Here is a 1,272-nt window from a genome sequence, read left to right on the forward strand (position 1 = left end):
TGACCTTGCCCCGTTGAAATAATCCATTTTGAAGTAAGCTCTGGCCCATTGAGAGGACCAGAGAATGAAGCGCAACCGTTTTACAGACGAACAGATCATCGGCATTCTGAAGGAGCACGAGGCGGGCACGCCGGTCTCGGAGCTTTGCCGCAAGCACGGTGTCAGTGATGCGAGCATCTACAAGTGGAAGGCCAAGTTCGGCGGCATGGACGTATCCGAAGCCAAGCGGCTGAGGACGCTGGAGGACGAGAACGCGAAGCTGAAGCGGCTTCTTGCGGATGCCATGCTCGACAATGCAGCTTTGAAAGACCTTTTGGGAAAGAAGTGGTGACGCCCGCGGCAAAGCGGCGAGCTGTCGCTCATCTGATGGATCATCACCAGATGAGCGAACGGCGGGCGTGTAAAGCCATGGGCTTTTGCCGTATGACGATCCGTTACGAAACCAGGCGCAGCGATGGCCATGACCTTCGCGAGCGGATGAAGGCGCTGGCGCATGAACGCCGCCGCTTTGGATATAGACGCCTTCATGTGCTGCTTAGACGCGAGGGGCATCTTGTGAACCACAAGAAACTCTTCCGGCTCTATCGGGAAGAGAAGCTGACGGTACGCAAGCGTGGCGGGCGTAAGCGGGCGATAGGCACTCGAGCGCCGATGTTGATCCCGACGGCTGCCAATGATCGCTGGTCGCTGGACTTCGTGTCAGATCAGCTCACCGATGGCCGCAGGTTCCGGGTGCTTACGGTCGTCGATGATTGCACCAGGGAGTGCCTGGCTCTCGTCACCGATACGTCCCTTTCCGGCCTGCGGGTTGCCCGTGAGCTGGACCGGATCATTGAGGGACGAGGTAAGCCGAAGATGATTGTCAGCGACAATGGCAGTGAGTTCACCAGCAACGCGATCCTGCAATGGGCCGACCGGATGACAGTCGAATGGCACTACATCGCACCCGGCAAGCCGATCCAGAACGCCTTTATCGAAAGCTTCAATGGACGGCTGCGAGATGAGTTCCTGAATGAAACGCTCTTCTCGTCACTGACCCATGCACGATCAGCGCTTTTAAACTGGCGCAGCGATTACAACGATCATCGACCACACTCTGGACTCGGCTGGATGACGCCTGCCGAGTTCGCTCAGACAATCAACCCGCGACGTGATGCGGTGCTGCGCAGCCGGAATGGCTCCGCACCGCAACCCGCCGCTACCGCCCCGAATACAGCAACCCAAAACCGCTGGAGCGAACTCAAAACTGGATAAAACTTGGGGGCAAGGTCA

The 1,272-nt window shown here is 57.9% G+C and carries 1 protein-coding gene; it reads left to right on the forward strand.

Features of this window, described 5'->3' with window-relative positions; all coding sequences use genetic code 11:
* Positions 1-64 precede the first annotated feature (64 nt).
* Positions 65-1,254 (forward strand): IS3 family transposase gene (locus IFT53_RS23520; protein ID WP_192068466.1). Its coding sequence is split into 2 segments (ribosomal slippage): positions 65-314 and positions 314-1,254, totalling 1,191 coding nucleotides; the frame shifts between segments, so codons are not numbered across the junction.
* The last annotated feature ends 18 nt before the right edge of the window (positions 1,255-1,272 follow it).

Source organism: Rhizobium sp. CFBP 13644 (assembly GCF_014842165.1).
In the GTDB taxonomy this organism is placed as follows: Bacteria; Pseudomonadota; Alphaproteobacteria; order Rhizobiales; family Rhizobiaceae; genus Agrobacterium; species Agrobacterium tumefaciens_C.